This window comes from Pseudomonas flexibilis, assembly GCF_000806415.1.
Lineage (GTDB): Bacteria > Pseudomonadota > Gammaproteobacteria > Pseudomonadales > Pseudomonadaceae > Serpens > Serpens flexibilis.
The window spans coordinates 620,848-646,562 of the sequence record NZ_JTAK01000002.1; the positions used below are offsets into that span (position 1 = coordinate 620,848).

At 66.2% G+C, this 25,715-nt stretch carries 23 protein-coding genes and 1 tRNA gene; 17 read left to right on the top strand and 7 right to left on the bottom strand.

What is annotated here, in order from left to right:
• Positions 1-39 precede the first annotated feature (39 nt).
• The 7 genes from ispF (at position 40) to rpoS (ending at position 5,899) form a co-directional block, all read left to right on the top strand.
• On the top strand, positions 40-513 hold the full coding sequence (gene ispF, locus PT85_RS06670; RefSeq protein ID WP_027589194.1) for a 2-C-methyl-D-erythritol 2,4-cyclodiphosphate synthase: 474 nt from the start codon (positions 40-42) through the stop codon (positions 511-513).
• Positions 510-1,568: a tRNA pseudouridine(13) synthase TruD gene (gene truD / locus PT85_RS06675; RefSeq protein WP_039560214.1), complete on the top strand. Its 1,059-nt coding sequence runs from the start codon at positions 510-512 to the stop codon at positions 1,566-1,568. Before ispF ends, truD begins: the two co-directional genes overlap by 4 nt.
• Complete coding sequence (gene surE / locus PT85_RS06680; protein ID WP_039560213.1) at positions 1,556-2,305, top strand: 5'/3'-nucleotidase SurE; 750 nt, start codon at positions 1,556-1,558, stop codon at positions 2,303-2,305. The genes truD and surE overlap by 13 nt, the downstream gene beginning before the upstream one ends.
• A gap of 38 nt (positions 2,306-2,343) precedes the next feature.
• Entirely contained in the window at positions 2,344-2,982 is a 639-nt protein-coding gene (locus PT85_RS06685) for a protein-L-isoaspartate(D-aspartate) O-methyltransferase (RefSeq protein WP_052237640.1), read from the top strand.
• 16 nt (positions 2,983-2,998) lie between these two features.
• A complete protein-coding gene (locus PT85_RS06690; protein WP_027589190.1) occupies positions 2,999-3,940 on the top strand; it encodes a DUF368 domain-containing protein in 942 nt (313 codons plus the stop codon).
• A gap of 19 nt (positions 3,941-3,959) precedes the next feature.
• The gene (locus PT85_RS06695; RefSeq protein WP_027589189.1) at positions 3,960-4,808 is read left to right on the top strand and encodes a peptidoglycan DD-metalloendopeptidase family protein; all 849 of its coding nucleotides are present in this window, start codon (positions 3,960-3,962) and stop codon (positions 4,806-4,808) included.
• A gap of 89 nt (positions 4,809-4,897) precedes the next feature.
• Positions 4,898-5,899, top strand: coding sequence for an RNA polymerase sigma factor RpoS (gene rpoS / locus PT85_RS06700; RefSeq protein WP_027589188.1), 1,002 nt, complete (start codon positions 4,898-4,900; stop codon positions 5,897-5,899).
• Between the two features lie 62 nt (positions 5,900-5,961).
• On the opposite strand, the gene PT85_RS06705 is transcribed toward rpoS, so the two are convergent.
• A complete protein-coding gene (locus tag PT85_RS06705) occupies positions 5,962-6,318 on the bottom strand; it encodes a rhodanese-like domain-containing protein (protein ID WP_027589187.1) in 357 nt (118 codons plus the stop codon).
• Positions 6,319-6,399: 81 nt separating this feature from the next.
• Between PT85_RS06705 and PT85_RS06710 the strand changes: the two genes are divergently transcribed.
• From PT85_RS06710 to PT85_RS06725, 4 genes are all read left to right on the top strand, one after another.
• The gene (locus PT85_RS06710; RefSeq protein ID WP_027589186.1) at positions 6,400-7,290 is read left to right on the top strand and encodes an AEC family transporter; all 891 of its coding nucleotides are present in this window, start codon (positions 6,400-6,402) and stop codon (positions 7,288-7,290) included.
• Positions 7,291-7,632: 342 nt separating this feature from the next.
• Positions 7,633-8,838: an acetyl-CoA C-acetyltransferase gene (locus tag PT85_RS06715; protein ID WP_039606232.1), complete on the top strand. Its 1,206-nt coding sequence runs from the start codon at positions 7,633-7,635 to the stop codon at positions 8,836-8,838.
• A 14-nt stretch (positions 8,839-8,852) separates the two neighbouring features.
• A complete protein-coding gene (locus tag PT85_RS06720; protein ID WP_039606233.1) occupies positions 8,853-10,997 on the top strand; it encodes a 3-hydroxyacyl-CoA dehydrogenase NAD-binding domain-containing protein in 2,145 nt (714 codons plus the stop codon).
• An 88-nt stretch (positions 10,998-11,085) separates the two neighbouring features.
• On the top strand, positions 11,086-11,814 hold the full coding sequence (locus PT85_RS06725; protein WP_039560209.1) for an amidotransferase: 729 nt from the start codon (positions 11,086-11,088) through the stop codon (positions 11,812-11,814).
• Positions 11,815-11,823: 9 nt separating this feature from the next.
• Here PT85_RS06725 and PT85_RS06730 read toward each other — a convergent pair whose 3' ends face one another.
• Positions 11,824-12,567 carry a lysophospholipid acyltransferase family protein gene (locus tag PT85_RS06730; RefSeq protein WP_027589182.1) on the bottom strand — a complete coding sequence of 248 codons (744 nt, stop codon included), beginning with the start codon at positions 12,565-12,567 and terminating at the stop codon, positions 11,824-11,826.
• Positions 12,568-12,675: 108 nt separating this feature from the next.
• Positions 12,676-13,365, bottom strand: coding sequence for a crotonase/enoyl-CoA hydratase family protein (locus tag PT85_RS06735; protein WP_027589181.1), 690 nt, complete (start codon positions 13,363-13,365; stop codon positions 12,676-12,678).
• A 239-nt stretch (positions 13,366-13,604) separates the two neighbouring features.
• Between PT85_RS06735 and PT85_RS06740 the strand changes: the two genes are divergently transcribed.
• Together PT85_RS06740 and PT85_RS06745 are read left to right on the top strand one after the other, a co-directional pair.
• Positions 13,605-13,694 (top strand) — tRNA-Ser (locus PT85_RS06740).
• A gap of 187 nt (positions 13,695-13,881) precedes the next feature.
• Positions 13,882-16,077, top strand: coding sequence for an OsmC domain/YcaO domain-containing protein (locus PT85_RS06745; RefSeq protein ID WP_039606234.1), 2,196 nt, complete (start codon positions 13,882-13,884; stop codon positions 16,075-16,077).
• Between the two features lie 43 nt (positions 16,078-16,120).
• Here the strand turns inward: PT85_RS06745 and PT85_RS06750 are convergent, their stop codons facing one another.
• Positions 16,121-17,413, bottom strand: coding sequence for a PQQ-dependent sugar dehydrogenase (locus PT85_RS06750; protein WP_039606235.1), 1,293 nt, complete (start codon positions 17,411-17,413; stop codon positions 16,121-16,123).
• Positions 17,410-17,835 carry a DUF2231 domain-containing protein gene (locus tag PT85_RS06755; protein WP_039606236.1) on the bottom strand — a complete coding sequence of 142 codons (426 nt, stop codon included), beginning with the start codon at positions 17,833-17,835 and terminating at the stop codon, positions 17,410-17,412. Before PT85_RS06755 ends, PT85_RS06750 begins: the two co-directional genes overlap by 4 nt.
• Positions 17,836-18,057: 222 nt before the next feature.
• On the opposite strand from PT85_RS06755, the gene PT85_RS06760 reads away from it, so the two are divergent.
• From PT85_RS06760 to PT85_RS06770, 3 genes are all read left to right on the top strand, one after another.
• Entirely contained in the window at positions 18,058-19,857 is a 1,800-nt protein-coding gene (locus PT85_RS06760) for a thiamine pyrophosphate-requiring protein (RefSeq protein WP_027589177.1), read from the top strand.
• A 181-nt stretch (positions 19,858-20,038) separates the two neighbouring features.
• Positions 20,039-21,145, top strand: coding sequence for a mechanosensitive ion channel family protein (locus PT85_RS06765; RefSeq protein WP_039606237.1), 1,107 nt, complete (start codon positions 20,039-20,041; stop codon positions 21,143-21,145).
• A gap of 316 nt (positions 21,146-21,461) precedes the next feature.
• The gene (locus PT85_RS06770; protein WP_234702673.1) at positions 21,462-23,120 is read left to right on the top strand and encodes an esterase/lipase family protein; all 1,659 of its coding nucleotides are present in this window, start codon (positions 21,462-21,464) and stop codon (positions 23,118-23,120) included.
• Between the two features lie 3 nt (positions 23,121-23,123).
• On the opposite strand, the gene PT85_RS06775 is transcribed toward PT85_RS06770, so the two are convergent.
• Both PT85_RS06775 and PT85_RS06780 read right to left on the bottom strand, forming a co-directional pair.
• Complete coding sequence (locus PT85_RS06775; RefSeq protein WP_027589174.1) at positions 23,124-23,576, bottom strand: thioesterase domain-containing protein; 453 nt, start codon at positions 23,574-23,576, stop codon at positions 23,124-23,126.
• Positions 23,577-23,646: 70 nt separating this feature from the next.
• Entirely contained in the window at positions 23,647-24,573 is a 927-nt protein-coding gene (locus tag PT85_RS06780) for an AEC family transporter (RefSeq protein ID WP_039560202.1), read from the bottom strand.
• 124 nt (positions 24,574-24,697) lie between these two features.
• Between PT85_RS06780 and PT85_RS06785 the strand changes: the two genes are divergently transcribed.
• On the top strand, positions 24,698-25,708 hold the full coding sequence (locus PT85_RS06785; RefSeq protein ID WP_234702682.1) for an amidohydrolase family protein: 1,011 nt from the start codon (positions 24,698-24,700) through the stop codon (positions 25,706-25,708).
• Positions 25,709-25,715 lie beyond the last annotated feature (7 nt).

A 25,715-nucleotide genomic window follows, 5' to 3' on the forward strand; every position in this document is an offset into this window, starting at 1 on the left:
GGTAGAATCACGCCCTGTTTTTCTCCAGGGCGTTTCTTCATGCGTATCGGCCACGGCTACGACGTTCACCGCTTCGGCGAGGGCGATTTCATCACCCTTGGCGGAGTGCGGATTCCCCACAAGTTCGGGCTGGTTGCCCATTCCGATGGCGATGTCGTGCTGCACGCGCTGAGCGACGCGCTACTCGGTGCGGTCGCCCTGGGCGACATCGGCAAGCACTTCCCGGATACCGACCCGACCTTCAAGGGCGCCGACAGCCGCGTGTTGCTGCGCCATGTGGTCAAGCTGGTGCGCGAGAAGGGCTGGCAGGTCGGCAACGTGGATGCCACCATCATCGCCCAGGCGCCCAAGATGGCGCCGCATATCCAGGTCATGCGCGAACGCATCGCCGAGGATCTGCAGGTGGAGCTGGATCAGGTGAACGTCAAGGCGACCACCACCGAGAAGCTCGGTTTCACCGGCCGTGAGGAAGGTATCGCCGTGCATGCGGTGGCCCTGCTGCTGCCGCTATGACCGAGACCGATCTGCTCGGGCCTCGCGCCCATGGTGAGCCCTGCGGCAGCGCGCTGCTGAAGGAAACCGCCGAGGACTTCCAGGTCGACGAAGTGCTGGACATCCCGCTCAGCGGCAGCGGCGAGCACCTCTGGCTGTGGGTCGAGAAGCGCAATCTGAATACCGAGGATGCCGCGCGGCGCATCGCCAAGGCCGCGCGCCTGCCGATCAAGGCCGTCAGCTATGCCGGCCTCAAGGACCGCCAGGCGCTGACGCGCCAGTGGTTCAGCCTGCACCTGCCGGGCAAGACCGATCCCGATCTGAGCGCCGCCGAGGACGACAGCCTGCGCCTGCTCAAGCAGGTCCGTCACAGCCGCAAACTGCAGCGCGGTGCCCATGCCGCCAACGGCTTCACCCTGCGCCTGACCCACCTGCAGGCTGACCGCGAGGCACTGGAGCAGCGCCTGCTGCGCATCCAGGCCGAGGGTGTGCCGAATTACTTCGGCTTGCAGCGTTTCGGCTTCGACGGCGGCAATGTCGCGCAGGCGCGCGAGTTCGCCGCCCGGCAGGAGCTTCCGGTGCAGCGCAACCTGCGCTCGCGCCTGCTGTCTGCGGCGCGCAGTTATCTGTTCAACCGGGCACTGGCCGCGCGGGTTGCCAACGGGACCTGGAACCGCGCGCAGGTGGGTGATCTGCTGGCCTTCACCGACAGCCGCAGCTTCTTTCCCGCCGGCGAGGCGGAGTGCAGCGATCCGCGCCTGGCCATCCTGGACCTGCATCCCACCGGTCCGCTGTGGGGCGAGGGGGAGACGCCCGCCGCGGGCGCGACCGGAAAGCTGGAGCAGGAGTTGGCGGCGCGCGAAAGCGAGCTCTGCGCCTGGCTGCAACAGGCGGCCATGGCGCAGGAGCGGCGTATCCTGCGCCTCCCCATCGTCGGCCTGGCGTGGCATTATCCGGCCCCTGACATTCTGCAACTGAGCTTCGTCCTGCCGTCCGGCTGCTTCGCCACCGCTGTGGTGCGCGAGCTGCTCGAGCTGATCCCGGCGGGGCCGACGGATTCTTCATGCGTATTCTGATTGCCAACGACGACGGGGTGCATGCGCCGGGCCTGGTCGCGCTGCACGATGCCCTGGCCGACTATGCCGACTGTACGGTGGTCGCGCCGATGCGCGACATGAGCGGCGCCAGCAGTTCGCTGACGCTCGACCGTCCTCTGCACCCGCAGCGCATGCCCAACGGTTTTATCGGCGTGGACGGCACGCCCACCGACTGCGTGCACCTGGGCCTCAACGGCCTGCTCGAGGACAAGCCTGACCTGGTGGTGTCCGGCATCAACCTGGGCGCCAACCTCGGGGACGATGTGCTTTACTCCGGCACGGTGGCGGCCGCCATCGAGGGTCGTTTCACCGGCAAGCCCGCCTTCGCCTTTTCCCTGCTGTCGCGTAGCCCGGACAACCTGCCGAGCGCGGCGCATATCGCGCGCACCCTGGTCGCCAATCATCACCGGCTTGATCTGCCGCCGCGCACGGTGCTCAGTGTGAACATCCCGAACCTGCCGCTGGGGCATATCCGGGGCATCCGCCTGACCCGTCTGGGGCACCGTGCCTGCGCTGCGCCGCCAGTGAAGGTGGTCAATCCGCGTGGCAAGGAAGGCTACTGGATCTCGGTGGCCGGCGACGCGGAAGACGGCGGTCCGGGCACCGATTTCCACGCGGTGATGCAGGGTTATGTTTCGGTCACGCCGTTGCAGCTGGACCGCACCTTTCATGAGGCCTTCAAGGGGCTCGATACCTGGCTGGAGGATTTGTTGTGATCAACCGCGAGCCACGCCTCTCCCATCGCGGCATCGGGATGACTTCGCAGCGCACGCGGGAACGTCTGATCCAGCGCCTGTACGAAGAAGGCCTGTCCGATCCACGGGTGCTGGAAGTGATTCGTCGCACGCCGCGCCACCTGTTCGTCGACGAGGCCCTGGCGCATCGCGCCTACGAGGACACCGCGCTGCCGATCGGCCATAACCAGACCATTTCCCAGCCCTATATCGTCGGACGGATGACCGAGCTGCTGCTGGCCGCCGGCCCGCTGGACAAGGTGCTGGAGATCGGCACCGGCTCCGGCTACCAGACGGCGGTACTGGCCCAGCTGGTGGAACGGGTATTCTCCGTGGAGCGCATCCAGGCGCTGCAGGACCGCGCCAAGGACCGCTTGCAAGAACTGGAATTGCGCAACGTGGTCTTTCGCTGGGGCGATGGCTGGGAAGGCTGGTATGCGCTGGCGCCGTACAACGGCATCCTGGTCACCGCGGCAGCCTCGCAGGTGCCGCAGGCCCTGCTGGATCAGTTGGCACCGGGTGGCCGACTGGTGATTCCGGTGGGCGGCAATGGTCATGATCAACAGCTTCTGCTGATCACCCGGGAGGAGCAGGGCTTTGTCCGCCAGGTGCTCGACCCGGTCCGCTTCGTGCCTCTTCTCAGCGGGCCGCTGGCCTGATTTGCATGGACGACACATGAAAGACGCGTTTCTGTTGTACATCAAGGGAATGGCCATGGGCGCCGTGGACGTGGTACCCGGCTTTTCCGGCGGCACCATGGCGCTGATCACCGGCATCTACGACCGGCTGCTGGCCGCACTGGCCGCCACGCCCCAGGCACTGGGGCTGTTCGTGCGCGGTCGCATCGGCCAGGCCTGGCAGGCCTGCGATGCCAGCTTCCTGCTGGTTCTGCTGCTGGGCATTGCCACCAGTATCTTCAGCCTGGCCAAGGGCATCAGCTACCTGATGGAGCATCACCCCATACCGCTGTGGTCGTTCTTCTTCGGACTGGTGATGGTTTCGGTCTGGCTGGTGGGGCGCGAAGTGTCCCTCTGGCGCTGGGACCGGCTGCTGGGGCTGGTCGCCGGCACTGCCTTCGCCATCTGGATCACCCTGGCGGCGCCGCTGCAGCTGACCGCTGATCCCGTGACCCTGTTCTTCGCCGGTGCCCTGGCTATCTGCGCGATGATCCTGCCGGGCATCTCGGGCAGTTTCATCCTGGTGCTGCTGGGGCTTTACCCAGCGGTGCTCGGCGCGCTCAAGAGCTTCGACCTGCCGGTGCTGGCGGTCTTTGCGCTGGGTTGCCTGCTGGGCCTGATGAGCTTTTCCCGCCTGCTCAGCTGGCTGCTGGAACGCGTCCGCGACCTGACGCTGGCCTTCCTGGCCGGCATCATCCTCGGGTCCCTCGGCAAGGTCTGGCCCTGGAAGCAGACGCTGACCTGGCAGACCAACAGCCGGGGTGAGTCCTACCCTTTGCTGCAGGAAAACCTGTTGCCGGAGCGTTACGCCGCCCTCAGCGGCCAGGATCCCCAGGTGCTGCTCGCCCTGTCGTTGGCTGTGCTGGCCATCGTGCTGGTGCTGGGCATCGAATGGCTGGGCCGCCGTACCGCCCCTGTTCGTCCGGGCCTGGCGGACTGATGAAGCGCAGGAGGTCGGCTTGAAGCGAGCGAAGCCAGGCTACCTCGGACTGCTGATCGGCGGAGCCGTGCTGGTCGCCGGGCTGCTGGGCGGTTGCGCCTCGTCTCCCCCTGGCGGGGTGCAGGTCATCGACCGCAACCAGAGCGCCTACATGCGCGAACCCTTGCGTCGCGGTCGCTATCTGGTTCGCCCGGGTGACACGCTCTACTCGATCGCCTTCCGCTTCGGCTGGGACTGGAAGACGCTCGCCGTTCACAACGGCATCGGTGCGCCCTATCTGTTGCGCCCGGGTGATTACATTCGCTTTGACGGTCCTCTCAAGGGCGAAACTTCCCGACAGACGGCAAGCGCGGCGCCACGCCCCCGTGCTCCTGTGCAGCCGGTTACCAAGCCGTCGCCCCCGCCCAGCCCTCCGCCGGTATCCAAACCCAGTCCCGCTGCGGTTGCCCGGCCCAGCGTGCCGCCGACGCCGTCACGCCCCCCGGCGAGTCGGTCAGCAACCGCCTGGACATGGCCAACGGCGGGAACTATGGTTGGGCGCTTTGCTCCAAACGGTAGTTTGAATAAAGGCATTGATATCGCCGGGGAATTGGGACAGCCTGTTTTCGCCGCATCGGATGGCATGGTGGTGTACGCCGGGAGTGGTTTGCGGGGCTACGGCGAGCTGTTGATCATCAAGCATGACGATGTGTATGTGAGCGCCTACGGCCACAACCGTAGGCTGTTGGTGCGGGAGGGACAGCAGGTCAAAGCCGGGCAGACCATTGCGGAAATGGGCTCGACGGGTACTGACCGGGTGAAGCTCCACTTCGAGATTCGCCGTCAGGGCAAACCTGTCGATCCACTGCAGTATCTACCGCGGCGTTGATCCGCAGCCCATCCCGCGAGCGGATGGGCTCTGGTGTACTAGGGAAAGTGCATCTGAGCTGTTGTCGAACTCAGTAAGGGACAATAACAATGGCACTCAAAAAAGAAGCGCCTGAGTTTGATGTCGACGACGAAGTGCTCCTGCTGGAGCCGGCCCTTGTTCTCGATGAAGTCGAGGAGAACGAGAAGTCCTTCGTCAGCGCCAGGATCAAACCGGCGACATCTTCAGCCAGGCAGCACAAGCACATCGACTATAGTCGGGCACTCGATGCCACGCAGCTCTATCTCAATGAAATCGGTTTCTCACCTCTTCTGACTCCCGAAGAAGAGGTCTACTTCGCGCGGCTGGCCCAGCGGGGCGACCCAGCCGGGCGCAAGCGCATGATCGAAAGCAACCTGCGCCTGGTGGTCAAGATCGCCCGTCGCTACGTCAATCGAGGCCTGTCGCTGCTCGATCTGATCGAGGAGGGGAACCTCGGTCTCATCCGTGCGGTGGAGAAGTTCGATCCCGAACGCGGGTTCCGCTTCTCCACCTACGCCACCTGGTGGATTCGCCAGACCATCGAACGGGCCATCATGAACCAGACCCGAACGATTCGCCTGCCGATCCACGTCGTCAAGGAGCTCAACGTCTACCTGCGGGCCGCCCGCGAGCTGACGCAGAAACTCGACCACGAACCATCCGCCGAAGACATCGCCAACCTGCTGGAGCGCCCGGTCTCCGAGGTCAAGCGCATGCTGGGCCTCAACGAGCGGGTGACGTCCGTGGACGTGTCGCTGGGGCCGGATTCCGACAAGACCCTGCTCGATACCCTGACTGACGACCGTCCCTCCGACCCGTGCGAGCTGCTTCAGGACGATGACCTGTCCCAGAGCATCGATGCCTGGCTGTCGGACCTGACCGAGAAGCAGCGTGAAGTGGTGATCCGCCGCTTCGGCCTGCGCGGCCATGAAAGCAGCACGTTGGAGGAGGTTGGGCAGGAAATCGGCCTGACCCGTGAGCGGGTTCGGCAGATCCAGGTGGAGGCGCTAAAACGTCTGCGGGAAATCCTCGAAAAGAACGGCCTGTCGAGCGAGGCGCTGTTCCAGTGAAGGGGTGATGACAACGAAACGGGGCGCCGCAGGGCGCCCCGTTTCGTTTGTACGCGCTGGACTCAGCGTTCGGCGAGCCGCACGCCAAAGTCCTGGTAGCCGCCGGCATTGATCACGTGGCGGTAGCCCATCTCGAGCAGGCGCTCCTGCGCCAGGGACGAGCGCCGCCCGCTGCGGCAGTAGAGCACGATGGGTGTGTCCTTGTCGGGCGCTACGGCGGCAATGCCCTCGGCAATGCGGAAATGCGGAATGTGCTGCGCCCCTGGCAGCGCACCCGCGGCGAATTCCTGGCTGGTGCGCACATCGATCAGCACGGCGCTTGGCCCGGCCATGGCCGCCACTGCGGCAGAGTGATCGATGGGGCCGGCCACTGCAGGGCCGCCGGCGAGCAGGGTGGCAGCGAGAAACCATGAGCGCATGGGAACCTCCGGCTACTGATGTCCCTGCCAGCATACTCCCGCGGCGTGATAGCATCGCGCGGTTTTTTCGCGGGTGTCGTCATGCTGGCCGAACTGTTCGCCATTCTGGCTCCGGTGCTGATCACGGCGGGTATCGGCTACGGCTGGGCCCGCAGTGGCCAGGAGTTTCCCTCCTCCTTCATTGCTCAGCTCACCCTGCGCATTGGTACGCCCGCGCTGGTGCTCTCCGCGCTTACCCGCACGCGTATCGAACCCGATGCCTTCCTGGAGATGGTGTTTGCTTGCGTGCTGGTGACCCTGCTGATGGGCGCCACGGGTTGGCTGATCAGTCGCCTGCTGCGCAAGGACTGGCGCATCCTGGTGCCTGCCTTCCTGTTCTCCAACACTGGAAACCTCGGCTTGCCCATTTGTCTGTATGCCTTTGGCGAGCCGGGGCTGGCGCTGGCGGTGGCCTTCTTCATCGTGCTCAGCGTCAGTCAGTTCAGCCTGGGTGAGCTGTTCTCGGGCGAGCGTTCCCTGAAAAAGGCCTTGCTCAATCCCACCCTGCTCAGCGTCGCGCTGGCCTTGCCGGTGGTGTTTCTGGAGCTGCAGCTGCCGCGCTGGCTGCAGAACAGCCTGGACCTGCTGGGCGGCATGACCATTCCGTTGATGCTGCTGACCCTCGGTGTCTCGCTGGCCACCATTCGCGTGCGCCACCTGGCCCAGGGCCTGGTGCTGGGGGGCTTGCGGGTGGGCAGCGGTGCGCTGCTGGCCTGGCTGGTCGGCACCGCGTTGGGCGTGCCGGCCCTGACCCTCGGGGTGCTGGTCCTGCAGGCGGCCATGCCGGTCGGGGTGTTCAACTACCTGTTCGCGCTGCGCGCCAACCGTTCGCCGGAGGAGGTGGCCAGCCTGGTGCTCTGTTCCACGCTGCTGGCGCTGCTGCTGTTGCCCGTGCTGCTGGCCTGGTTGCTGCCGGCCCTGCGCCTCAACTGAACAGACGCGGCAGATTGGGCAGCACCAGCACCAGGGTGACGCCGGCCAGGATGAATCCGGCATCGCGCAGTTTCTTCGACGATTTGCGCATGATCGGGGCCTCGATTCTTGTTGTTGGCACCCTCGCTTCGACTCGCCGGACTTCTACGGGGTTCTGCCGGTTGGCGTACACCCGCCTTGCCGCAGGCAGGAAGGGCGTTCCAGACGCTGCGCTGCAAGCCGCCATTCATCTGAGCACTGCCGTCAACCCGGCTGAGCGCATTGGTCATTGCCCAACGGCTCGCCGCGGCTAAGGTAGGACGAGCGCCGCATCGTCGGCACCTACAACAAGAGAGACAACCTATGACCGATGCCTGGATTTTCGACGCGGTGCGTACGCCGCGCGGCAAGGGCAAGCCGGACGGCGCGCTGTACAGCGTCAAGCCGGTGGACCTGGCCGCCGGACTGCTGCGCAGCCTGCGAGCACGCAACGACCTGGACACCGCCGAGGTGGACGACATCCTGCTCGGCTGCGTGACGCCGGTTGGCGACCAGGGCGCCGACATCGCCAAGACCGCCGCGCTGGTCGCCGGCTGGGACGAGCGGGTCGCCGGCGTACAGCTCAACCGTTTCTGCGCCTCGGGTCTGGAGGCGGTCAATATGGCGGCCATGAAGGTGCGTTCCGGCTTCGAGGACCTGGTGGTGGCGGGTGGCGTGGAGTCCATGTCGCGGGTACCGATGGGCTCCGATGGCGGCGCCTGGGCGCTGGACCCGGCCACCAACCTCGCGTGTCAGTTCGTGCCCCAGGGCATTGGCGCCGACCTGATCGCCACCCTGGAAGGCTTCAGTCGCGAGGATGTCGATGCCTTTGCCCTGCGCTCCCAGCAGAAGGCGGCACAGGCGCGGCGCGACAACCTTTTCGAGCGCACGCTGGTGCCGGTCACCGACCAGAATGGCCTGGTGCTGCTCGATCACGACGAGTTCATCCGCCCCGATACCAGCCTGGAAGGGCTGGGCAAACTCAAGCCCAGCTTCGAAATGATGGGACAGATGGGCTTCGATGCCACCGCGCTGCGCAAGTACAGCCAGGTGGAGCGCATCAACCATGTGCACACGCCGGGCAACAGCTCGGGCATCGTAGACGGCGCCGCGCTCATGCTGGTCGGCAGCGAAGCCAAGGGGCGCCAGCTGGGGCTGGCGCCGCGCGGCCGCATCATCGCCACGGCGATGACCGGCAGCGACCCGACCATCATGCTCACCGGCCCGGCGCCGGCCACCCGCAAGGCACTGGCCAAGTCCGGGCTCTCCATCGACGATATCGACCTGTTTGAGGTCAACGAGGCGTTCGCCTCGGTGGTGCTCAAGTTCATGAAAGAACTGCGCGTACCGGAGGAGAAGGTCAACGTCAACGGCGGCGCCATCGCCATGGGCCACCCGCTGGGCGCCACGGGCTGCATCATTCTCGCCACGCTGCTCGATGAGCTGGAGCGCCGCCAGCTGCGCTACGGGCTGGCCACGCTCTGCGTGGGTGGCGGCATGGGCATCGCCACCATCATCGAACGGGTCTGAGCAGGGAGAACGCCATGAGCCAAGCCATTCGCTACGAAGCCGGCGCCGACGGCATCGTCCTGCTGACCCTGGACATGCCCGGGCAGAGCGCCAACACCATGAACGCCACCTACCGCGCCGCGATGGCCGAGACCCTTGAGCGCCTGGAAGCAGAGCGTGAGCAGATCGCCGGCGTCATTCTCACCTCGGCGAAGAAGACCTTCTTTGCCGGCGGCGACCTCAACGAGCTGGTCGCGGTTACCCGTGCCGATGCCGAACCCTTCTTCCGCATGGTGCAACTGCTCAAGCAGCAGCTGCGCCGCCTGGAAACCCTCGGCAAGCCGGTGGTCGCCGCGATCAACGGTTCCGCCCTGGGCGGCGGCTGGGAAATCTGCCTGGCCTGCCAGCACCGTATCGCCCTGGACGCGCCGGACGTGCAGCTCGGCCTGCCGGAGGTCACCCTGGGTCTGCTGCCGGGCGGCGGCGGCATCGTACGTACGGTGCGCCTGCTGGGCATCGAAAAGGCCCTGCCGTTCCTGCTGGAAGGCAAGAAGCTGCGCCCCCGCGAGGCGCTGAAAGCCGGCCTGCTGCATGAAGTGGTGGGCAGTCGCGAGGCGCTGCTGTCCCAGGCCCGCACCTGGATCCTCGCCAACCCCGAGGCCACGCAGCCCTGGGACGCCAAGGGCTACAAGCTGCCCGGCGGAACCCCGAGCCACCCGGGCGTGGCGCAGATGCTGGCGATTGCCCCGGCCATGCTGCAGGACAAGACCAAGGGCTGTTTCCCGGCGCCGGAGAAGATCCTCTGCGCCGCCGTTGAAGGCGCCCAGGTGGACTTTGCCACCGCCGAGCTGATCGAAACCCGCTACTTCACCGAGCTGGCCACCGGGCAGGTGGCCAAGAACATGATCGGCGCCTTCTGGTTCCAGCTCAACGAGATCAATGCCGGCCGGTCCCGGCCGTCCGCGCCAGAGCGCCGTCAGGTGGGCAAGGTCGGTGTGCTGGGCGCCGGCATGATGGGCGCCGGGATCGCGTACGTGAGCGCGGCCGCCGGGGTCGAGGTGGTGCTCAAGGATGTGTCCGTCGAGGCGGCGGAGAAGGGCAAGGCATACTCCGCCGGCCTGCTCGACAAGAAGCTGAGTCGTGGCCACCTGACGGCGGACGAGCGCGAGGCTTTCCTGGCGCGCATTCGCACCACTAATGACGAAGCGGACTTCGCCGGCTGCGACCTGGTCATCGAGGCGGTGTTCGAGAACCGCGAGCTGAAAGGCCGGGTGACCGCCGCGGCCGAAGCCGCCGCGCTGCCCGATGCGGTAATCGCCTCGAACACCTCGACCCTGCCGATCACCGGGCTGGCCCGGGCGGTGCAGCATCCGGAAAGGTTTGTCGGCCTGCACTTCTTCAGTCCGGTGGACAAGATGCCGCTGGTGGAGATCATCCGTGGCGAGCAGACCAGCGACGAGACGCTGGCCCGCGCCTTCGACTTCGTGCAGCAGATCCGCAAGACGCCCATCGTGGTCAACGACAGCCGTGGCTTCTTCACCTCGCGGGTGTTCGGCACCTATACCAACGAGGGGTTGGCCATGCTGGGCGAGGGCGTCAGCGCGGCGATGATCGAGAACCAGGCGCGCCAGGCCGGCATGCCGGTTGGGCCGCTGGCGGTCTCGGACGAGGTCTCGCTGAGCCTGATGGCGCATATTCGCGCGCAGACCCGCGCCGATCTCGCCGAGGAGGGCAAGTCGATCCCCGAGCACCCGGCCTTCGTCGTGATCGATGCGATGCTGGAGCGCCACCAGCGCCCCGGCAAGGCGGCCGGCGGCGGCTTCTATGACTATCCCGCCGGTGGCAGGAAACAGCTGTGGCCCGGCCTCAAGGAGGCCTTCGCCGAGTCCGCGCAGCAGCCGCAGGCGCAGGAGGTTCGCGACCGTCTGCTGTTCATCCAGGCCATCGAGACGGTTCGGTGCCTGGAGGAAGGCGTGCTGACCTCGGTCGCCGACGCCAATATCGGCTCGGTGTTCGGCATCGGCTTCGCCGCCTGGAGCGGCGGGGCGCTGCAGTTCATCAACCAGTACGGCGTGGCGCGGTTCGTCGCCCGTGCCCGCGAGCTGGCGGAGCGACATGGCGAGCGGTTCGCGCCGCCGTCCCTGCTGCTGGACAAGGCGGCCACAGGCGGGCAGTTCTAGTGCGCGGGGCCCGTCGCCAGGAGTGGCGGCGGGCCTGGGGCATCTGGTAGAAAGAGGGCGCACCGCACTGTCTTTCGAGTAACCCCTCATGCCCCTGCGTATCTGCATCCTCGAAACCGATCACCTGCGTCCGGAGCTGGCGGACACTTTTGTCGGCTACGGCCACATGTTCAAGCAGTTGTTCACGGACCAGCCCATCGAGGCCGAGTTCGAGACCTTCAACGTCGTGGACGGCCAGTACCCGCCCGAGGATCGGCACTACGACGCCTACCTGGTCACCGGCAGCAAGGCCGACTCCTTCGGCACCGACCCCTGGATCCAGACCCTCAAGGACTACCTGCTCAAGCGTTATGAAAAGGGCGACAAGCTGCTGGGCATCTGCTTCGGCCATCAGCTGCTGGCGCTGCTGCTGGGCGGCCAGACCGAACGTGCGCAGCAGGGCTGGGGGGTCGGGCTGCACCAGTACCGCCTGGAGAATCGCGAGCCCTGGATGCAGCCGGCGCTGGAAGACCTGTCCCTGCTGATCAGCCACCGCGACCAGGTCACCCGTCTGCCGGAGAACGCCACTGTCCTGGCCTCCAGCGAGTTCTGCCCGGTCGCGGCCTTCCGCATCGACGACCGCGTGCTCTGCTTCCAGGGCCACCCGGAATTCGTCGTCGATTATTCGAAGGCGCTGCTCGATGCTCGCCAGGACATGCTTGGCGAGGTCCTGTATCAACAGGCGCTGGGCAGTCTGCAGGAGTCCCACCACGGCAAGGCGGTGGGCGAGTGGATGCTGCGCTTCGTCGCCCAGGGCCGGGACCCGCAGCCGGCTTGAGCGGCGAGGTCAGTGGCCGGCGGCTGAGGGGAGTGCAGCCGCCGTCTCGGCGCTCAGTTCATCGATCACCGTGCTCATGCGTGCACGGCAGCGCTCCATCAGCGCCGGCATGTCGTCAAGCGTCAGTCCGGTGGTGGCGATGGCTGGCAGCGCGCGTACCTTCACCCGCACGCTTTCCGGCCGGTTCAGGTCCAGCAGCTCGGTATAACGGCTGACGCACACCGGCACGATGGGGGCGCCGGCGGCAATCGCCATCTGGAACGCGCCCTTCTTGAAGGGCAGCAGCTCGGTCCCGGCGTTGCGGGTGCCTTCGGGGAATACCCAGATGGATACTTGCCGGTCGCGCAGGGCTTCGGTGGTGGTCAGCATGGCCTGCTTGGCGCGGATGGCGTTGCCGCGGTCGAGCAGCACGTTGCCGGCCAGCCAGTAGAGCTGGCCGAACAGCGGAATCCACTTCAGGCTCTTCTTGCCAAGGCTCACCGTGCGCGGCGGCACTACGCCGCCCAGTACGAACAGGTCGTAGTTGGACTGATGGTTGGCGACGATCACGCAGGCCTGATCAGGCTTGTTCAGTTCCTCGATATCGGCATCCACCCGGATGCCCAGGAAACGCTGGCTGGGCAGCGCGAACAGACGGGCGCAGCGCCGCGTATTCTCCGGGTTGAAGGGATGCAGGAGGCACAGGAATAGGCCAGTCAGACTGGCCAGGGCGGAGTAGGCGCACAGCAGGAACAGGCGCAGAGCAGACAACATGGACAGGCTCGTGGCGATTCGGGCGGCTCAGTGTACGGATGTCCATTGAGCCGGGCAAATCAGGCGAAAGGCGAAGAGCAGGGGCCGTCGACCGGCCCCTGCTTGGGTTCAGAAGCCGTACTGCTTGTCCAGTTCGATGGCCTTGTCGAGGGTTTCCAGCAGGTCCTTGCGTACCTTCAGCTTGGTCTGGCGGTGGGCCTTCATGTTGATCTTCAGTAACTGGCCGGCTACCTCGCGGGCGGTAGCCATCAGCGCCTCCGGCTCGACCACGCGATCCAGGAAACCCGCGTCCAGGGCGCCCTGCGGATCGAACATCTCGCCATTGATCACCGAGCGCTGGAAGGCCGCCTTGCTCAGCCGGTCGCGGGACAGCTCGATGCCCACATGGTGCATGGTCATGCCGATCTGCACTTCGTTGAGCCCGATATTGAACGGCCCCTTGACGCCGATGCGGTAGTCCGAGGACAGCAGCAGGAAGGCGCCCTTGGCCACCGCGTGGCCCGGGCAGGCGGCGATGATCGGGTAGGGGTGGGCCAGCATGCGGCGCGCCAGAGTCGAGCCGGAGGCGACCAGATCCAGGGCGTTCTGCGGACTGGAGGTCATGACCTTGAGGTCGTAGCCGCCCGAAAGAATGCCCGGCTGGCCGGTGAAGATGACCACCGCGCGATCCTGCTCGGCGCGATCCAGCGCGGCATTGAAGGCGGCAACCATGGCCGGGGAAATCGCATTCACCTTGCCGTTGTTCAGGGTGAGGGTGGCGATGCCGTCGGCGAATTCGTAGGAGATCAGCTCACTCATGGCGGGTTCCTTGTTGGCAGTGGCGCTGACGTTAACCAGCCGCGGCGGTCAGGTAAAGCACGGTGACCGACCGGTGGGTCATGCGGGACGCCGTTCCACCCGTCTCGCCAGCCCCAGTGTTCGGATGGAACCCTAAGCGCATGAAAAAAATGAAGAAAATGAAAAATAAAATTTGCTTTTGGAAAAACACTCGACTAGATTAGCGGGCCTCGACGGGGTGAACGCCTCGATCGAGATCCGGTGAGGTGTCCGAGCGGTTGAAGGAGCACGCCTGGAAAGTGTGTATACGGGAAACCGTATCGTGGGTTCGAATCCCACCCTCACCGCCACTTTCAATACACAAAGCCCTGCAGATGCGGGGCTTTGTCGTTTCCGGGGTTTGGCTATTCCACACCAGCCCAGCTTCACCCTTCCTTGGCCTGACCGCTGGGGGTGAAGTGCCCTCCACGATCATTTCTTCGTGCTGCAAAGCCGGGATAATGGCGAACATTCTTTCTCGTATTCCGGTAGTGCCGCATGGAAATCAAGGTCAACTTTCTCGACAACCTTCGCCTCGAAGCCAAGTTCGATGACTTCACCGTGGTGGCGGATCAACCCATCCGCTACAAGGGCGATGGCTCGGCGCCCGGGCCGTTCGATTACTTCCTGGCTTCGTCGGCGTTGTGTGCGGCGTACTTCGTGAAGCTGTACTGCCAGACCCGCGATATTCCCACCGAGAACATTCGCCTGTCGCAGAACAACATTGTCGACCCGGAAAACCGCTACCAGCAGATCTTCAAGATCCAGGTCGAGTTGCCTGCGGATATCTCGGAAAAGGACCGCCAGGGCATCCTGCGCTCCATCGAGCGCTGCACGGTGAAGAAGGTGGTGCAGACCGGACCGGAGTTCGTGATCGAGGAAGTCGAGAACCTGGACGCCGATGCCCAGGCCTTGCTGCTGCCCGGCACGAACCCCGAAGCGAGTACCTATATTGCCGGCAAGGACCTGCCGCTGGAGCAGACCATCGCCAACCTGTCCGGCATCCTGGCCGGCCTGGGCATGAAGATCGAGATCGCCTCGTGGCGCAACATCGTGCCCAATGTGTGGTCGCTGCACCTGCGCGATGCGCACTCGCCGATGTGCTTCACCAACGGCAAGGGCGCGACCAAGGAAAGCGCGCTGGCGTCGGCGCTGGGCGAGTTCATCGAGCGGCTGAATTTCAACTTCTTCTACAACGACCAGTACTGGGGCGAGGAGCTCGCCAATGCGGCGTTCGTGCACCACCCGGACGAGCGCTGGTTCCAGCCCGGTCACGACGATGCGCTGCCGGCCGAGATTCTCGACGACCACTGCCTGGAGATCTACAACCCCGATGGCGAGCTGCGCGGTTCGCATCTGTACGACACCAACTCCGGCAATGTGCAGCGCGGCATCTGCTCGCTGCCGTTCGTGCGTCAGTCGGACGGCGAGGTGGTGTATTTCCCATCCAACCTGATCGAGAACCTGTTCCTCAGCAACGGCATGAGCGCCGGCAACACGCTGGCCGAGGCGCAGGTGCAGTGCCTGTCGGAAATCTTCGAGCGCGCGGTGAAGCGCGAGATCCTGGAGGGGGAACTCGCCCTGCCGGACGTGCCGCACGAGGTGCTGGCCAAGTACCCGGGAATTCTCGCCGGCATCCGGGGGCTGGAAGAGCAGGGCTTCCCGGTGCTGGTCAAGGATGCGTCCTTGGGCGGGAAATACCCGGTGATGTGCGTCACCCTGATGAACCCGCGTACCGGCGGTGTGTTTGCCTCGTTCGGGGCCCACCCGAGCTTCGAGGTGGCGCTGGAGCGCAGCCTGACCGAGCTGCTGCAGGGCCGCAGCTTCGAAGGCCTGAACGACCTGCCTCAGCCGACCTTCGAAAGCCATGCGGTGACCGAGCCGAACAACTTTGTCGAACACTTCATCGATTCCAGCGGCGTGGTGTCCTGGCGCTTCTTCAGTGCCCGGGCCGACCATGCGTTCGTCGAGTGGGATTTCTCCGGCCAGGGCGAAAACTCCAATGCCGAGGAGGCCGCCACCCTGTTCGGCATCCTCGAAGACATGGGCAATGAAGTGTACATGGCGGTCAATGAGCATCTGGGCGCTACGGCGTGCCGCATCCTGGTGCCGGGCTACTCGGAAATCTATCCGGTGGAAGACCTGATCTGGGACAACACCAACAAGGCCCTGCTGTTCCGCTCCGACATCCTCAACCTGCACAGCCTGAACACCATGGGTCTGCGGGCGCTGCTGCGCCGGCTGGAAGACAGCGAGCTGGATGACTACAGCGATATCGCCACGCTGATCGGCATCGAATTCGACGACAACACCGCCTGGGGGCAGCTGACGATTCTGGAGCTGAAGCTGCTCATCTGCCTCGCCCTGAAGAAGTTCGCCGACGCGAAGGAGCTGGTGGAAGCCTTCCTGCAGTACAACGACAACACCGTCGAGCGGGGCCTGTTCTACCAGGCCCTGAACGCGGTGCTGGAAGTGCAGCTGGACAAGGACCTGGCGCTGGAAGACTACGAGGTCAACTTCCGCCGCATGTTCGGCAACCCGCGCATGGACGCGGCGCTCGGCTGCCTCGACGGCAGCGTGCGCTTCTACGGCCTGACGCCGACCAGCCTGCAGCTGGAAGGGCTCGAGCGGCACCAGCGCCTGATCGACAGCTACCGGAAGCTGCATGCGGCGCGCGCCCGGGTCGTGGCGTAACGAGTGCGACGCGCCCGCACGGCGGGCGCGCCTTGTGTCCGGGTCACTCGGCCTGCGTCACCCGCCAGACCACATTGGCCAGATCGTCGGCGACGATCAGCGCCCCGCGCGGATCGACGGTCACGCCCACCGGCCGGCCGCGCGTCTTGCCATCCTCGGTTCGAAAGCCTGTGACGAATTCCACCGGCTGTCCCGCCGGCTGCCCGCTGCTGAACGGCACGAAGATCACCTTGTAGCCCACCGGGTGCTTGCGGTTCCAGCTGCCGTGTTCGCCAATGAACACCCCGTCGGCGAATCGCTCGCCCATCGCCGGGGTGGAGAAGTCCAGGCCCAGGGCGGCGACGTGGGAACCCAGCGCGTAGTCGGGGGTGATGGCCGAGGCGACCTTGTCAGGATCCTGCGGTCGCACGCGGTCATCGACGTTCTGCCCCCAGTAGCTGTACGGCCAACCGTAGAAGCCGCCTTCGCGCACCGAGGTCAGGTAGTCCGGCACCAGGTCCTCGCCCAGTTCGTCCCGCTCGTTGACCACCGCCCACAACTGCCCGGAACCCGGCTGGATCGCCAGCGCCGTCGGGTTGCGCAGGCCGGTGGCGTAGGGCTTGTAGGCGCCGGTTTCCGCGTCGATCTGCCAGACCATGGCGCGGTCCACCTCGGCCTCCATGCCGCGCTCGGTGATATTGCTGTTCGAGCCGATACCGACATACAGGTAGCGCCCATCCGGGCTGATGGTCAGCGCCTTGGTCCAGTGATGATTGATCTCGGCGGGCAGGCGGGTGATCTCGGCGGGCGGTCCACTGGCCTTGGTCTGCCCGTCCCGATAATCGAAACGCACCAGGGCGTCCTGGTTGGCCACGTACAGATTGCCCTCGAACAGCGCCAGCCCATACGGCGCGTTGAGGTTGTCGGCGAAGACCGTCTGCAGCTCGTAGCTGCCGTCGCCATCGGCGTCGCGCAGCAGGGTCAGGCGATCGCCGCTCTCGACCGGGGTGGTGCCCCTGGCCTTGATAACGCCGGCGATCACATCCTTCGGCTGGAGAGCCGGCGCGCTGCCGCCGCGTCCCTCGGCGACGAGAATGTCGCCATTGGGCAGCACCAGGGTCTGGCGCGGGATCTTAAGGTCGGTGGCGATGGCCGTGACGCGGTAACCCGACGGTACGGTCGGCGTCTGGTCGCCCCACGGCACCGGTTCGGCAATGTTCATGCTCGGCAGCAGCCCGCGCGTGGGCTCGGGCAGGGTGGGGGAGGTGCCGTATTCCTGGGCGGTATCCTCACCGCCGCCGCAACCCGCGAGTGCCAGGGCCAGCGCCGAGGCGGTCAATGCATTCGACGGTTTCATCGGACCTCCCTCGCGTGCGGGCCGGCAAGGCCGACCCAGGTCGCAATGCATGCCAGCAGGGTGACGATCACCGAAAGCACCAGCCCGGTCGGCATGGTCGCCCAGGCGTCCTTGGCGTGCTGGAGGGCATTGATGAAGCCCAGCCCCCAGGTCGCCACCAGAAGCAGCACGTAGGTCATGGCCCGTCCCCGGCGGCCGGCAGAGATCAGGTTGGCCAGGGCAAACAGAATCGCCAGGCCGCAGAAGACCAGCCCCCCGGCAATCAGCCAGGAGGCGAAGTTGCTCCACTGGATGTGGTAGCTGCGGTAGTAGGCGATATCGCTCAGCAGGGCGCCGAGAAACAGCGGCACGGTCCCGGCCAGCAGCGTCGCATGCAGCGGGTTCGGCGTGCTTCGATAGGTGCGGTAGATGGTGTCGGTCACGGTGTTCCCCTCATTGCTGGGTGAGCCGGCTCGCTCTGACTGTGCCTAGAAGGGGATCGTGCGCTTGGCCCAGAGTTCAGTCGTCTGGTGGCGCCGCCTCGGATTCGCAACTGATCGGGCCCCTGTGCCCAGTCACGAACTAACCCCCTGGCCATGGAGTCATGTGCACGTCTGCGGCGAAAAAGCCGGAACTGCCTCGTCAGCCGGCATGAGGAGCACGCCATGAACAACATGACGGTCAGCGACTACTTCGTCGAACGGCTCTATCAGTGGGGCGTGCGGCGCATCTATGGCTATCCCGGGGATGGCATCAATGGCGTGTTCGGCGCGCTGAACCGGGCCGATGGCAAGATTCGTTTCATCCAGGCGCGCCATGAGGAAATGGCGGCGTTCATGGCCTCGGCGGATGCCAAGTTCGGTGGCGGACCGGGGGTGTGCATCGCCACCTCAGGCCCCGGAGCTTCCCACCTGGTTACCGGCCTCTACGATGCGCGCCTCGACCACATGCCGGTGTTGGCCATCTGCGGCCAGCAGGCGCGTACCGCCATGGGCGCCCATTACCAGCAGGAGGTCGACCTGGCGTCCCTGTTCAAGGACGTCGCCGGCGCCTTCGTGCAGCAGGCCGCCGCGCCGGCCCAGGTGCGTCATCTGGTGGACCGCGCCATTCGCAGCGCGTTTGCCGAACGCAAGGTGGCGGTGATCATCCTGCCCAACGACCTGCAGGACGAGCCCTACAACGAGCCGCCGCGTGCCCACGGCGCGGTGCGTTCCGGCATCGGCTACAGCCGCCCGAAGGTGGTGCCCTACGAGCGCGAACTGCAGCAGGCTGCCGAGGTGCTGAATGCGGGCAACCGCGTGGCGATCCTGGTGGGCGCCGGCGCGCTGGATGCCACCGACGAGGTCATCGCGGTGGCCGAGCGGCTGGGCGCCGGCGCTGCCAAGGCGCTGCTCGGCAAGGCGGCCCTGCCGGACGACCTGCCGTGGGTCACCGGCTCGATCGGCCTGCTGGGCACCGAGCCGAGCTATAAGCTGATGACTGAATGCGACACCCTGCTGATGATCGGCTCCGGCTTTCCCTACGCCGAGTTCCTGCCGGAGGAAGGCCAGGCGCGCGGCGTGCAGATCGATATCAACGCCGACATGCTGAGCATTCGCTACCCCATGGAAGTGAACCTGCATGGGGATGCCGCCGAGACCCTGCGCGCCCTACTGCCACTACTGGAAGAAAAGACCGACCGCGGCTGGCGCCAACAGGTGGAGCACTGGCGTGGCGAGTGGGAGAGGACCCTGGAAGCACGGGCGCTGGCCAGCGCCAACCCGATCAACCCGCAGCGGGTCGCCTGGGAACTGTCGCCGCGCCTGCCGGACAACGCCATCATCACCTGTGATTCCGGCTCCTGCGCCAACTGGTTCGCCCGGGACATCAAGATCCGCCGGGGCATGCGCTGTTCGTTGTCCGGAGGCCTGGCCTCCATGGGCGCCGCAGTGCCCTATGCCATCGCCGCCAAGTTCGTGCACCCGGATCGCCCAGTGGTGGCGCTGGTGGGCGACGGCGCCATGCAAATGAGTAACCTGGCCGAGCTGATCACCGTGGCCAAGTACTGGCGGGAGTGGCAGAACCCGCACTGGGTCTGCTGCGTGTTCAACAACCAGGACCTCAACCAGGTGACCTGGGAGCAGCGCGTCATGCAGGGTGATCCGAAGTTCGCGGCCTCCCAGGACATTCCCGACGTGCCCTACCACCGCTTCGCCGAATCCATTGGGCTGAAGGGCATCCATGTCGATCGGGAAGACGCCGTGGCGGCTGCCTGGGACGAGGCGCTGGCGGCCGACCGGCCGGTGGTGATCGAATTCAAGACCGACCCGGATGTCCCGCCGCTGCCGCCACACATCAAACTGGAACAGGCCAAGGCTTATCTATCGGCGCTCTGGCAGGGCGATCCCGACCGCTCCGGAATCATCCGGCAGACCGCCAAACAGGTACTGGGATCGCTGATGCCGGGGCATCGCGACAGGCAGTGAACGCTCCCGCGGCTTCTGCCGCGATGGGGCTGCGCCAGGACATTGCGGCTGAAGCCGCGTCACAAAGGCGGGCCGGCAGCCGCGTCCGCCGATGGAACTAATTCCAGCCGACGAACCCGAAAAACCTGGGCCTGTCCGTTCGGGCAGGCCGTTTTTTGCGTGTTGATAGGAGGTTCAGGCGATGAATTGGGAGCTGTTATTGGAAGAGGCGCTGTGGATCCGGGTCGCCCTGATCGTGGCCGTGACGCTGCTCAGTTACTGGGTACTGCGCGTGGCGCTGTCCTTCGTGACCAAACGGCTGCACAAGCGTGCCGAGGCAACCGCCAGCCGGCCGCTCAGTATCGTGGCGCAGATGCTCGCCCACACCAGCCACCTGCTGCTGTTCGCCTTCTCGCTGCTGATCGGCTTGAAGGTGGTCGAGCTGCCGGCGCGCTGGGAAGTCGCCCTGTCGCACGGCTGGTTCATTGCCCTGGCCTTCCAGGTGGCCCTGTGGGCGGACATGGCGGTGCGCCTGTGGGTGGAGGGTCTGACCCGCAACGGCAAGGCACGCAATCCGGTCACCACCACGCTGATCGGCATCATGGTGCGCCTGGTGGTGTGGACCATCATGCTGCTGTCGATCCTGGCCAACCTGGGCGTCAACATCACCGCGCTGGTGGCCAGCCTGGGGGTGGGCGGCATCGCCATTGCCCTGGCCGTGCAGACGCTGCTCAGCGACGTGTTCGCCTCGCTGTCCATCGGCATCGACAAGCCCTTCGAGATCGGCGACTTCGTGGTGTTCGGCGAGGTGGCCGGCACCATCGAGCACATTGGCCTGAAGAGCACCCGCATTCGGGCGTTGAGTGGCGAACAGGTGGTGTGTTCCAACGCCGACCTGCTCGGGCAGATCGTGCACAACTACAAGCGCATGAATACCCGACGCATCGTCTTCAAGTTCGGCATCGCCTACGAGACATCGAGCGCCCAGGCCCGCCAGGTGGGGCAACTGGTCAAGCGCATCATCGACGGGCTGGACGAGGTGACGTTCGATCGAGCCCACCTGCTGGCCTTCGACGACAGCCAGATGACCTACGAGGTCGTCTACATCATGCAGAGCGCCGACTACAACCGGTACATGGACATCCAGCAGGAGATCAACCTGGCGCTGATCGACGGGCTCGACGAGCTGGGCGTGAGTTTTGCCCATCCGGTGCGGCGGGTGGAGTTTATGGGCGGGCGCTTCCCGGAGGTCAAGGTGGCCGGCATCGCGAAGGAGGCGACTCGGCAGGATGCTGCACGGATGGGTTAGCGGTGACGGCTGCGGTTGTGCTGACGGACGCATGATCTGGCAAACTGCCATGCCCTCTCGGAACGCCCGCGCTGTCGCCGATGCCCACGCCGTTGTTTGCCTGTCGTCTCCTGCTGCTGCCCACCCTGTTGCTGCTCGCCGCCTGCGCCGGGGTTCGCGTGTCTGCCCTGGACACCCAGGACTACATGGCGCAGCGGCGTGGCGATGTGCTGACCACCGGCCGGCTGAGTGCCTCGGTGGGGTCGCCCTGCAGGTCACCGGCATCGAGGCGGATGCCTGCGCGGATCGGCCGCCCTCGTGCCGTGAGGCATTGAAGGTGGCCGAGGGTCTGTCGGATGAGCTGCGCCTGTCGGTGCTGGCCGAGCTCTGGCTGCAGGAGGCGCTGCGGCTGGACGACGCACGCTACGAGCAGCGGGTGGTGGCCTACCTGGAAGCGGCGCGTTACGCCTACGCCTACCTGTTCCTGACCGGGCGCACGCTGGAAGAGCGGGCACTGGACGACCGGCAGACCCAGGTTCGCGACTACTACCACTTCGCGGTGCAGCAGGCCGCGCTGCTGATGTTTCGCCATTACCAGCGCAGCGCAAGCGTGGCGCAGCCGGATCGCGCGCGGCGGGTCGGCGACTGGACGGTGGTCGAGGCGTTCGGCGATCTGCCGTTCGATCCGCGCCAGTCGCAGCCCCTGGAGCTGATGCCGGCCTCGGCACTGAGCTTCGCCGGCGTGCGCAACCAGTACCGCCGGGACGGACTGGGTGCCGAGCTGGTGCTGGGCACGGCGCGAAGGGTGGTCGACCGGCACAGCGCCACCCGCAGCTGGAGCGAGACGCCCTTCATCGCGCTGACCGCCGTGGTGACCTTCCCCGGCGACAGCCTGGAGGCGGTGCTGAACACCCGCGAAGCGGTGATCAGTGCCTACGACCCATACCGGCATGCCAGTCTGCCGCTGGCCGGGCGGGTCATCCCGCTGGCCGCCAATTTCACTTCTGCCTATGGCGTGTGGCTGGCGCGTTCGGGCTTCGCCGCGCAGTCGCTGCTCACCCTGATCGGCAAGGGTGAGGTGCTCGAGCGCCCGCATGTGTACCTGCTACAGCCTTACGATCCCGGGCGCCGCACCCTCGTCATGCTGCACGGCCTGGCGAGCAGTCCGGAAGCCTGGATCAACGTGGCCAACGAGGTGATGGGCGACGAGGCACTGCGGCAGAACTACCAGATCTGGCAGGTCTACTACCCCACCCAGGTGCCGCTGGCGCTAAACCACCAGGAGATCCGCGATGCGCTGCTGGGCACCCTGCGCCACTTCGACCCGCAGGGCACCGCCATCGCCTCGCAGGACATGGTGCTGGTGGGGCACAGCATGGGCGGCGTACTGGCCAAGCTGATGGTGTCGCGGTTCGACGAAGGCCCGTGGCGGGAGTATCTCGCGCAGCAGAAGCTCGATGGCCTGGCCAGCGAGCGGCTGGAGCACTTGGCCCGCGAGCGCCTGCAGCCGCTGCCGCAGGTCAGCCGTGCGGTGTTCATCGCCGCGCCGCACCAGGGCACGCCGTTCGCCGAGCATTTCCTGGCGCGCTGGGCGACACGACTGATCCAGTTGCCGCTATCGGTGATGGTGCGCCTCAACGAAATGGCCCAGCTGCTGGTCGATCCGACCTCGGCCAAACCGGTGGTTCTGACGCAAGGCGTGACCAGCATTCACAACCTGGCCAGCCACAATCCGCTGATCCAGCTGGGCGCCCGGCTGCCGATTACGCCGTCGGTACGCTACCACTCGATCATCGGGCAGGACTCGCCCGATCAGCCGCTGGAAGCCTCCAGCGACGGCATCGTGCCCTACGCCAGTGCCCACCTGCCCGGGGCGGAATCCGAGCGGGTCATACCCGGTGGGCACAGCGTGCAGGAAACGCCTGAGGCGATCGTCGAGCTGCGCAGGATATTGCGCGTGCACCTGGCGGCGCTGCGTCAGCCACCGGTGGAGTAGCCGTCAGCGGTGCAGCACGTACTCGCCGCGCAGGCGCACGGCGTCGGCGCCGTCGGCGGCGGGAATGCGGATGTCCAGGTACAGGCGGGCCAGGCCGCGGCGGCGGAACTGGCTGGTGAACTTCTCCCAGTCCGCCGCGGACGGTGCCGCGCAGATGGCCACGGCGTCGTCGGCCACCGGCAGCGGGTAGTCGATCTGTCCGCCCTTGATGACGATGTGGCCTTCGCCCAGCTCGCTGTCGCGCAGGCGCAGCGTCAGCCAGCCCCAGCCGGCCAGCACGCACAGGCTGTAGAGGCTGCCGCCGAACATGGTGCCCTTGTGGTTGCTGTTGGCGGCCAGCGGCATGGCCAGCTGCAGGCTGTCGCCATCCCAGGCGCGCACGCTGAGCTGCATGGCGCGGGTCAGCGGGATGTCGTGGTGGATGAGGTCTTCGAGGAAGCGGCAATCGGTGGTCATGGTGTGTTCCTGGTCCAGCGGTGCGCCACATGATCCTCGCCGGGCGCATGGCCTGCAATTGCCCCCGCGTTCAATAGCCCAGCCAGATCAGGCACAGCGACAGGGTGAGCAGCGAGCCCAGGGTCGAATAGAGCACCACCCGCGACACGCGCGCGCCGCTGCGCTGGTAGTACTCGGCCAGCATGTAGGGGCCGGTGCCGGTGGGCAGCGCGGCCAGCAGCACGGCGCTGTGCGCCCACAGCGTCGGCAGCTCCAGCCACTCGAAGGCCACATACCAGGCCAGCAGCGGTTGCAGGATCAGCTTCATCGCCACCAGCGGAAGCACGCCGGGGGTGCTTTCCTGCTGCTTGTGGGCGAGGAACAGGCCCAGCGACACCAGCGCGCAGGGTGTGGTGGCGGCGCCGAGGATGCTCAGCAGATCGCTTGCGGGTTTGGGCAGTGGTACGCCGCCCCAGGCCCACAGTGCACCGAGCACCGGCGCAACCACCAGCGGGTTACCGGCCAGCGCCCGGCTGACCTTGCGCAGCGCAGGTCCCAGGGCCTTTTCGCCCTGCAGGGCCACTTCGACGCCGACCAGCGCCAGGGCGAAGATGCCGCACACCACCACCAGCGAGGCGATCAGCGCCGGCTCCAGGCCGTTCTCGCCGAAGACGATGATGCACAGCGGAATGCCCACGTAACCGGTGTTGGCATAGGCGGCACCGAGGGCGTCCAGCTGGGCATCGGCGGCCGCCCCCTTGCGGATGCGCCACACCAGGGCGAGCAGGAAAACCACCAGCGCGCTGCCGCCGAAGGCCAGCAGGAAGCCCGGCTGCCAGAGCCGTTCCCAGCTGGAGTTGGCGGTCACGCTGAACAGCAGCGCCGGCAGCGCCAGCCAGACCACGAAGCGGTTGAGCTCCGAGGCGGCGTGCGGGCCGAGGCGGTTGGTCCTGCGGCACACATAGCCGATCAGGATCAGGGCGAACACGGGCAGGACGATGGTGACGACGGAAAGCATGGACTTCCTCACCGGACAGGAGCCGAGCAGCCTACTTGAGCCAGGCATCGCTCGCCAAGGCGAACCACCGGCTCTGGCGCCGGGTCTATCGGCCATTGCCCGGGGAGGAATGACCGTGACACGGATGCTCTGCCTGTTGACCTGCTGCCTGGCTCTGGCCGCCTTCGAGGCGCCGGCTCGCGATTACCGCTTCGCCGACGCCCATGTCCACTACCTGGATTTCTTCCAGGAAAGCGAAGGCATGGACGCGCTCTTCGCCGCAATGGACGCCGCCGGGGTGGAGCATGTGATGCTCTCCGGCATCCCGGTGGCCAAGAAATGGCACGAGGATGAGCCCAAGCGTCCGCGCTACTACGCGGGCGACGATGCCGGGGCCTACTGGTACAGCGCCACCGATGTGTTCGTCGCCGCCGCGGTGAAGGCCCTGCCGGCGGATCGCCGGCGCCGCATGCACCCCTTCCTGACCGGTTTCAACCCCGCCGACAAGAACGCCGACGCTCATATCCGTCGCATGCTGGAGCTTGACCCCGGGCTCTGGCAGGGCATAGGCGAGGTGTTCACCCGGCACGATGACCTTACCGCGCTCACCTATGGCGATGTGCCCCGCGCCAACAACGAGGCACTACGGCGCGTCTACCATCTGGCCGCCGAATACGACCTGCCGGTGCTGCTGCACGCCAACATTACCTCCAAGCGCGAGCGCAACCCGCTGTACCTGCCGGAAATTGAGGAGGCGCTGCGCAACCATCCCCATGTGCGCTTCATCTGGGCGCACGCTGGCACCAGCATGGAAATCCATCGGCACCAGGAAAAACTGGAATTCCTTCGTCCGACCCTGGCGCGCCTGCTGGAGGACTATCCCAACCTGTACATCGACCTGTCCTGGACGGTGCTGCGGCCGTACCTGCTGGACGCCAAGGGCCGGCCCGACCCGCGCTGGGTGGAGCTGGTGGAACGCTACCCGGAGCGTTTCATGCTCGGCTCCGACGTAGTGGGCAGCTTCGGCAGCCTGGGCGAACTGATCCACGACTTCCGCCCGTTCCTCGACGCACTACCGGCCCCGGTGGCGCGGCGGGTGGCGCGCGACAACTTCCTGGCCATCCTGCCGGCGCGCGGCTCGGCCGACCAGCGGTAGAAAAATG